Below are 7,817 nucleotides of genomic sequence, written 5' to 3'. Positions count from 1 at the left end.
CTACCTCGCCGGCCTCCACCTCCGCGCCTCGATGATCTGGGTCAATGACCTCCTGCAGGCAACTGATTGATCACAACCACACACAGGCCCTAGCCGCACTACCCAGAAGGCCCCGGCTCCACCGGCATCCCGCACTGCAAGTCGCACCCGCTGAACCGCCCCCCGCCCGAACCATTGCCCTGAGCAGCAGGCCCCCGGAACTAAGCTCCGGGGGCCTGCTGAGTACGGTCGGGCCGGCGCGACGCGACTGGTGCGCAAACGCAGCGTCAGCCGCTCTTACGGCCGGGATCAGGTGGTTTCCTCGCCTTCGAGCTGCGCGTGCCCTGTGCAGCCCGAACGCTCTCCTCAAGCATGGCCATCAGGTCCACCACTGGGCCGACTGGCGTTGCAGGGCTATGCGGTGGCTCCTGCCCCGCGAGCTTCGCCGTCACCACGTCGTCCAAGGCCGTCCGGTAGTGGTCAGGCTGCTCGTCGAGCCGAAAATCCTCCGAAAGCGAGGTCATCAGGGTCCGGGCCATCTGCAACTCTTGGCGTCGCGGCTCCGGGGCAGGGGCCACCAGGGCTTCAGCGGAGCGAACCTCGTCTGGCCACAGCAGCCTTGCGCTGGGCCGGGACCGCCGGGGTGCCCTGGCCGCCGTCGAGGGGGTGGCAGCGGTCGAGGAGCTGACGGTGGATGGCCGGCGTGGTGCTGACGCGCAGGGTATTGCCCTGGCCGCGCCGTACGGTCACGCCGTGGTCGAGGGCGGTCCGCTCGGCGGGCTCCAGCTCGGTGATACGAAGGAAGTCGGCGACCTTGCCCGGCATGTCGAGGGTGACCGGCAGCTCCGGGGCCGGGACGTCCTCCGCGATGGCGGTGTGGTCGGGCATGAGGTCGGCGACGGCCGCGCGGATGGCGCCGCGGCTGACGCCGTGTTCGCGGGCGAGGGCGGCGATCGAGCAGCCCTCCAGGTAGGCGGTGCGGACGGTGTCGGTCTTCGCGGCCGCCACGGCGGGGCGGCGCCCGCCCTTGCTGCCCTTGGCCTCGGCGGCGCGCAGTCCGTCGTAGGTCAGCTCGCGCTGGAGGTCGCGCTGGAGTTCGCCGGCGGCGGCGAGGGTCTGCACCACGAACTTCACGGTGGACAGCAACTCGCCGGTGCGCGGGTGGCGGGCGGTGAGGTCCATCGCGGAGAACGCGCCGTCGTGGATGCGCAGCGCCACCTGGTCGCGGTGGAGGACGTCGAGCACGTCGAGGATGTGCCCGGTTCCGCGTACGAGGCGGAACATCTCGGAGATGTGGACGGTGCCGCCCGGCCGCGCGTAGTCGAGGAGCGCGCGGAACTTCGGGCGCTGGAGGGGGTGGAGGCGGCTGGAGGTGCCCGGGTCCTCCTCGAAGACGACCGGGTCCTCGATCCCGGCCTCGTCCAGGACGAGGTTCTGCCGGGCGGTGGACTGCTGGTCGGTCGAGACCCGCTTGTAGACCAGGTTCGCCACCGGGGCCCCTTTCCGTATGGAGGATCGGCCCCTATCTGTCGTCAAACGCTGTCAGCAATCACCATCGGATCTGATTGGATACGGCCGCCGCGAACCACCGGATTGCACGGGTTCATTGGACGTGTCGGGCGCCTGTCGGCAAACGATCGTTTGCCGACAGGCGGGGCGGCAGCGGCCTGCGCCTCTTTGGCTGTCCGTGCGATTTTCGCGCTCACCCTGCCTGCGATGCCCCGATCCTGTCCAGCACGAGTGCTGTGGCAGCTTGGACGGCGTACTCGTACTCCGCATCGCGGTCGAACCGTGCGAGGTGCGGGGCGGCTTCGATCACGTGGGGAAGGCCGGAGTCTTCCAGTGTCTTCTGCCGCGCGGCGATGCCGCCCTTGTCCGAGATGCCGAGGGTGGGGCCCGCCTGAACTTCCCGGAGCAGGGTGCCGATCAGCGAGGCCACGAGGATGCGCATCAGCTGTACCGATTCCTCGATCGGGCATCCCGCTGATCTGAGTGCGCCCAGGAGTGCTTCGACCGGTGCGAGTCCTTCGAAGGATGCGAGCTGGCGGGTCAGCACGAGGGGTGCGGCTTCGGGGTGGAGGAGCGCACGGTCGCGGAAGGCGTCGGCGATCGCGGGCAAATCGATGCGCAGGTCGCCGGTCGCCGGCGGGATGGACACCCCGCCGAGCAGGTGCTCGGCGACGGTGTCGAGAAGCCCGTCCTTGCCGTCGACGTGGTTGTAGAGGCTCTTGGCGTCGACTCCGAGGACTCGCGCGACGGAACGCATGCTGACCGCGGTGACCCCGTCGGTGTCGATGACCTTGAGGGTGGCGTCGACGATCGCGTCCCTGGAGAGCTGCGAGGTGCCCTTGGGGGGCCGGCCGCGTCGGGCTCCGGCGTTGGCGTCCGCTGATCGAGTCATGCGGTTCATTGTGCCGGAGCCGATTGATTAAATCCACGCCGTGGATATAGTGGCCCAGCAGATACCCACGATGTGGGTAAACCTGTGTGAGGAGTGACGATGGGCTTGCCCTGGACCAGTACCGAAGTGAAGGATCTGCCCACGGTCGGCACGGTGGTCGATGCGGTGACCGACCTCTCCCGCTCCGAGGAGCCGCCCGGGGCACGGTTGCGGATCGCCCGACGGCAGGCTGCGGCGTTCCGCGGCGAGTTCACGTCGACCGGAACACCGGACAGCGTCGTGACGTGTGACCTGGTGACGTTGCCCTATCCGACGCGGTTCGGGTTGTTCCGGGCCTCGAAAGCGCTGGCGCCGTTCCTGTCGATCACGAACCGGATGCAGGTGATCCGCTGGACCGAGTCCGGCGGCCGCAAGCGGGTGTTGCTGTTCGAGCCGAGCGACCATGAGCTGGGGCGGTACACGCCGTACTTCGACACGCTCGCCCAGCACACGCCGAGCTTTCTGGAGCGGCAGTTCGTGACTGAGCACGGCACGGTGCTCAGTCATCTGGCCGGGCTGGGGATCGGCCCGGCGGAGGTGGACTACCTGTTGTTCGACCACCTCCACACCCAGGACCTGCGGCGCTGGGTGGGGACCACCGCCTTCCAGGACGATCTCGGGCAGGCACCCGAGGCAGCGTTCCCCAACGCGAAGGTGATCGTGCAGCGCGACGAGCTGGCTGCGCTGGCAGACCTTCACCCGCTGCAAAAGCCCTGGTACCAGCCTGGTACCTACTCCGATGTCCCGGCTGAGGCGTTCCTGCCGGTGAACGGCTCGGTGGTGCTGGGTCCCGGCGTGGCGGTGCTGAAGACCCCCGGCCATGCGTTCGGAAACCAGTCCCTGGTCGTCAACACCGACACCGGTATCTGGGTTTCCAGCGAGAACGTGATCGCCGCTGAGGCGCTGGTCCCGGAGTACTCCAAGCTCCCGGGCCTGGCGAGGTGGGCCCGCGCATGGCAGCAGGAGGTCGTGCTGAACGCGAACACGATCGAGACGACGGCTGATCAGTACAACTCGATCGTCATGGAGAAGGCCCTGGCCGACCGCAGCCAGGCCGATCCGCGGTTCTTGCAGTTCTTCCCCTCCAGTGAGCTGACCGGTGCCTGGACCAATCCCGGCACGAAGCCGACGTTCACGCACGGCGCGATTCGCCACGGCGCCCAGCCCGCCTGAGACAGGAGACACAAATGTCCGCCATACCCGCCGACCCGTCACCTCCCTCTCGGTTCACGCTGCCTGCCGAGGCCGTCCTGCGCGCCCGGGAGCGGCTCGTGCTCGACCACTTCCGTGACGAGGTTCTCCAGGACTGGGACGCCACGCTCTCGACGTTCCTCCACCCGCACTACGAGCTGATCGCGCAGATGCTGGTGCACGACGGCGACTCCGAGGTCCGCGGTTACTACCACGACACCCGGGTCGCGTTCCCCGACCAGGATCACGAGCTGATCGCCTTCAGGCACAGTGCCGATGCGGTGATCGTGGAGTTCTGGCTGCAGGGCACCCACCACGGCATGCTCGGCAAGATCCCGCCGACCGGGTCGAAACACCGCACCCGGATGACGGCGTACTTCATCTTCGACGAGAACGAGCACCTGGTCACCGAGCGCATCTACTTCGACCAGCTCACCATCCTCAAGCAGTTGGTAGCGGGCCTCGACAAACGCAGGCCCGCCGGACTGCTCAAGCTCGCCCGCGTCCTTCGCGGCGCGCTCTCCGCAGCCAGGTCGAAGCCCGATCCGCGGCTGCTGAACAGCACCGAGCCGAACCTCGGCCCCCAGGACACAGGAGCACGATCGTGACCACGCGAACCAACGAGACCGCCTCGACCATGCGCGCCCTGATCGGCGGTGAGGGAGGACAATGGCGGCTGGAGGAGATCGCCCTGCCCGAGCAGCTTGGCGCCGTCCGCATCCAGGTCCACGCCGCCGGCCTCAACCGAGCCGACCTGTACGCGCTGGAGGGCTCCTACACCGCCAACTCTCAGAGCGAGGGCGCGTTCACCGCGGGAATGGAGGTGGCCGGGGTCGTTGAGACCGGAAGCCCGCTCGCTCCGCACCTGCCGGCAGGGACCCGCGTCATGGGCATCACGATCGGTGCGTTCGCCGACTACGCGCTGTGCCACCCGCGGCTGATCGTCCCCATCCCCGAGGGCCTGTCCTTCGAGGAGGCCGCCACCCTGCCGATCGGCCTCATCACCGAACACGACGCCCTGGTCACCCAAGCCCGATTCACGCAGGGTGAGACAGTGCTGATCACCGGCGGCACCAGCGCGATCGGGCTGATAGGCATCCAGCTCGCCCAGGCCCTCGGCGCCGGCAAGATGATCGCGACCACCACCAGCGAGGACAAGCGGACAGCCCTGACCAAAGCCGACGCCGATATCACGGTCAACACCAAGACCGAAAGTCTGGCCACGGCCGTGCTGGCCGCCACGGACGGGCAAGGAGCCGACATCACCCTCGACCACGTCGGTGGCGAACTGTTCACCTCCGTACCCGAGGCGACCGCGATCGGGGGACGGATCGTGAGCATCGGCCGACTCGCCGGTCCCGCCACCCAGGTCAACCTCGATACGATCGCCTTCCGCCGCCAGAAGCTGATCGACACCACCTTCAGCATACGCACGCGCAGCGAACTCGCGGACGTCGTGGAGGCCCTGGCCGACCGCGTGCTCCCCGCCGTCGCCGACGGCCACATCGCGCCGCGCCTGGACAGCGTCTATCCCGCCGACAGGGCGGACGACGCCGCCCAACGGCTCCGGACCAACGCCGCGGTCGGCAAGCTCGTACTGACCTTCGCCGACGCCCACACCGACACCACCCCCAGCCCGGTGGCGCACATCTTCGGCTCCATCGCACAGATCGGGTACGTGGTGCGCGACATCGAAGCCTCCATGCAGGGCTTCATCAACTGCGGCATCGGCCCGTGGTTCTACCTCAAGAACGTCAAGCCCGGCGACTTCACCTATCACGGCGAACCGTCGGACATGGCCATGGACGTCGCGGTCGCCAACAGCGGCGACATCCAGATCGAGCTCATCACGCCGGTCAACGATGCCCCCTCGATGTACCGGGGCTTCCTCGCCGCCGGCCACGAGGGCGTGCAGCACGTCGCCTACTGGAGTGAGGACTACCAGACCGTGCCCTCGCGGCCGGTTTCACCGTGGGGCAAGAAGGACGGATCGACGGCGAGGATGGCCGGTTCGCTTACCTGGCCACCGAGCACCGCCCCGGCACCGTCATCGAGATCTCCGACCTGGGCGGGTCGAAGAAGTTCGTGTTTGATCTCATCAAGCTCGTCGCAGCCAACTGGGACGGCTCCCGCCCCATCCAGGAGATCGACGCCCGGCTGCCATCCGATCCCGACGCGCAGGCCGACATGCTCGCAGCACTGGGATGAGAACAACTACGGTACGTCACCACACAGCGATCCTGCAGGTCATCCACGAGGACTGAGACGCCCATGAAGGTCCACCACCTCAACTGCGGCACCATGCGCCCCTGGCGGGCACCCGACGGACTGGTCTGCCACGTCCTGCTCGTCGAGACCGACAACGGCCTCGTACTCATCGACAGCGGCCTCGGACTCAAGGACGCCGCCGACCCAGCAGGACGCTTCGGAGCAGCACGCTTCTATGTCCGCCCCGCCTTTGACACCACCGAGGCAGCGATCCGCCAAGTGACCGCACTCGGCTACGCCCCCCAGGATGTCCGCCACATCGTCCTCACCCACTTCGACGCCGACCACACCGGCGGACTCGCCGACTTCCCCTGGGCCCAGGTCCACCTCACCACCACCGAGAACCACGCTGCCCTGCAGCCCGAGGGAGCCATGGAGCGGGGCCGCTACGTCGCATCCCACCGCGCCCACGACCCTCTGATCGTCCCGCACACCCTTGAAGGCGGCGAGCCGTGGCGGGGGTTCCCCAACGCCAAAGAACTCACCGAAATCGCCGCCGGCATCGTCATGATCAGCCTGCCCGGCCACTCCCGGGGCCACGCCGCCATCGCTGTCGACGCAGGCACCCATTGGGTTCTCCACGTCGGTGACTGCTTCTACCACCACGGACAGATCGACGGCACCGGCCAGGTCCCGAAGTCCCTGACCACGATGGAGCGAGTCGTCGCCTCTGACTGGTCCAAAGTCGAAGGCAACCACCGTCGTCTGACCCAGCTCTGCGCCGAGAACCCTCTCGACCTCCTGCTCGTCAACGCCCACGACCCCACGCTGCTGCACCGAGCCCAGAACAGAACCACACTGTAAGAACATCCCCTCGCAGCCTTCGACACCGCAGGCACATGGCCGGACGCCTGGTACGGGAGGCGCTGCCCGAAGGCGTGCACCGGTCCGGTGGCATCCGCCCCCGAGCCGGTGCACCGTCGTCCCGTTCCGGCCGTGCTCATCACGCTGACCGTCGCCGGAGCTGGCTACCTGGTCTGGCCAGGAACAGGCCGGTTCCTCAAGCGAAGCGACTGCCGGCTGGCCGGTCTCAGTCCTCACGGCCGTCGTCGTCCTCGTCCAGCCCGGGCGCGCCTGGGTCATGAAGGGGACGCAAGGCGCCAGTGGCCGGAACGCTGGCGGTGAAGCTGTAGCGCCCGCGCACGTTAAGGTTCTTGTGCTTGAGCGGGGAAAGCCGGGCGACGTCCTCGCCCGCAATCTCGTGGCCTTCGGCGCGGAGCTGGTCGACGGCGGCGTCGATGTACCGCGTCGTCCACAGCACCACGGCGTTGAGGACGAAGCCGAGCGCGCCGAGCTGGTCCTCCATGCCGTCGCGGTACGCCTGGTGGATGGTGCCGCGCTTGCCGTGGCACACGTCCCGGGCCAGCTTGTGGCGTGACTCCTGCACGGTGAGCTGCCGGTTCATCTGCCGCCGGTAGGTGTCGTCGACCGAGTCGACCACCCGCAGCAGGTGTTCGGTCTTGGCGATCCGCCTGTACTCGGCGAACGCCTGCCCCAGCGGGATCGGCCGGTTCTCCCGTCCGAGCATCCGCAGCAGGTCATACGCCCGGACCTGGTTGGTGACCAGGGAGCTGGCGACCTTCAGCATGTCCGGCCAGTGGGTGATCACCTTATTCAGGTTGACCCGGTTGCGGGCCAGGTCCTCCACCGCGCCGTACGTGCCCGTATCCACCCCGGGCATCGTGGCTCGCCAGAACCGTTGGTCGTCCAGGTCGCGGAATCGGGGTGAGAAGTTGTAGACCAGGATCTTGAACAGGCCGAACACCATGTCGGAGTACGAGGCGTTGTCGGTGGCCACCATCTCTGGCTTGACCCCGCCGTCCAGGTTCAGCAGCGCGTCCGGATGAAGCTTCCCCTTGTGACTGGACACCTGGAGACTGGGACATGAGGTTCCAGAGGAAGTAGTGCCAGGTGGGTAGTCAGTACTCCAAGCGGTATT

At 67.8% G+C, this 7,817-nt stretch carries 7 protein-coding genes and 1 pseudogene; 4 read left to right on the top strand and 4 right to left on the bottom strand.

Translation table 11 applies throughout. The features are described 5' to 3' along the window. Positions 1-266: 266 nt before the first annotated feature. From ACWGJY_RS37225 to ACWGJY_RS37215, 3 genes are all read right to left on the bottom strand, one after another. Entirely contained in the window at positions 267-518 is a 252-nt protein-coding gene (locus ACWGJY_RS37225) for a hypothetical protein (RefSeq protein ID WP_453265328.1), read from the bottom strand. A 46-nt stretch (positions 519-564) separates the two neighbouring features. Continuing rightward, positions 565-1,470, bottom strand: coding sequence for a recombinase family protein (locus ACWGJY_RS37220; RefSeq protein ID WP_453265327.1), 906 nt, complete (start codon positions 1,468-1,470; stop codon positions 565-567). 211 nt (positions 1,471-1,681) lie between these two features. After that, positions 1,682-2,380, bottom strand: a complete 699-nt coding sequence (locus tag ACWGJY_RS37215; protein WP_453265326.1) for a TetR/AcrR family transcriptional regulator — start codon at positions 2,378-2,380, stop codon at positions 1,682-1,684. 99 nt (positions 2,381-2,479) lie between these two features. Between ACWGJY_RS37215 and ACWGJY_RS37210 the strand changes: the two genes are divergently transcribed. The 4 genes from ACWGJY_RS37210 to ACWGJY_RS37195 are packed head-to-tail and all read left to right on the top strand — an operon-like array spanning position 2,480 to position 6,682. Further along, positions 2,480-3,592: a hypothetical protein gene (locus tag ACWGJY_RS37210; RefSeq protein ID WP_453265325.1), complete on the top strand. Its 1,113-nt coding sequence runs from the start codon at positions 2,480-2,482 to the stop codon at positions 3,590-3,592. Between the two features lie 14 nt (positions 3,593-3,606). After that, positions 3,607-4,218 (top strand): ester cyclase, encoded by a 612-nt coding sequence (locus tag ACWGJY_RS37205; protein WP_453265324.1) that lies wholly within the window; start codon positions 3,607-3,609, stop codon positions 4,216-4,218. Continuing rightward, positions 4,215-5,885, top strand: coding sequence for a zinc-binding dehydrogenase (locus tag ACWGJY_RS37200; protein WP_453265323.1), 1,671 nt, complete (start codon positions 4,215-4,217; stop codon positions 5,883-5,885). Before ACWGJY_RS37205 ends, ACWGJY_RS37200 begins: the two co-directional genes overlap by 4 nt. Continuing rightward, complete coding sequence (locus ACWGJY_RS37195; RefSeq protein ID WP_453265322.1) at positions 5,882-6,682, top strand: MBL fold metallo-hydrolase; 801 nt, start codon at positions 5,882-5,884, stop codon at positions 6,680-6,682. Before ACWGJY_RS37200 ends, ACWGJY_RS37195 begins: the two co-directional genes overlap by 4 nt. Before the next feature lie 226 nt (positions 6,683-6,908). Here ACWGJY_RS37195 and ACWGJY_RS37190 read toward each other — a convergent pair. Next, positions 6,909-7,718, bottom strand: a pseudogene (locus tag ACWGJY_RS37190) (Tn3 family transposase); the annotation flags it as partial. Positions 7,719-7,817 lie beyond the last annotated feature (99 nt).

The sequence above is a fragment of the Streptomyces sp. NPDC054765 genome (assembly GCF_053612065.1).
The sequence above is the reverse complement of the archived record's forward strand: the minus strand, read 5'-3'. Positions and strand labels throughout refer to the sequence as shown.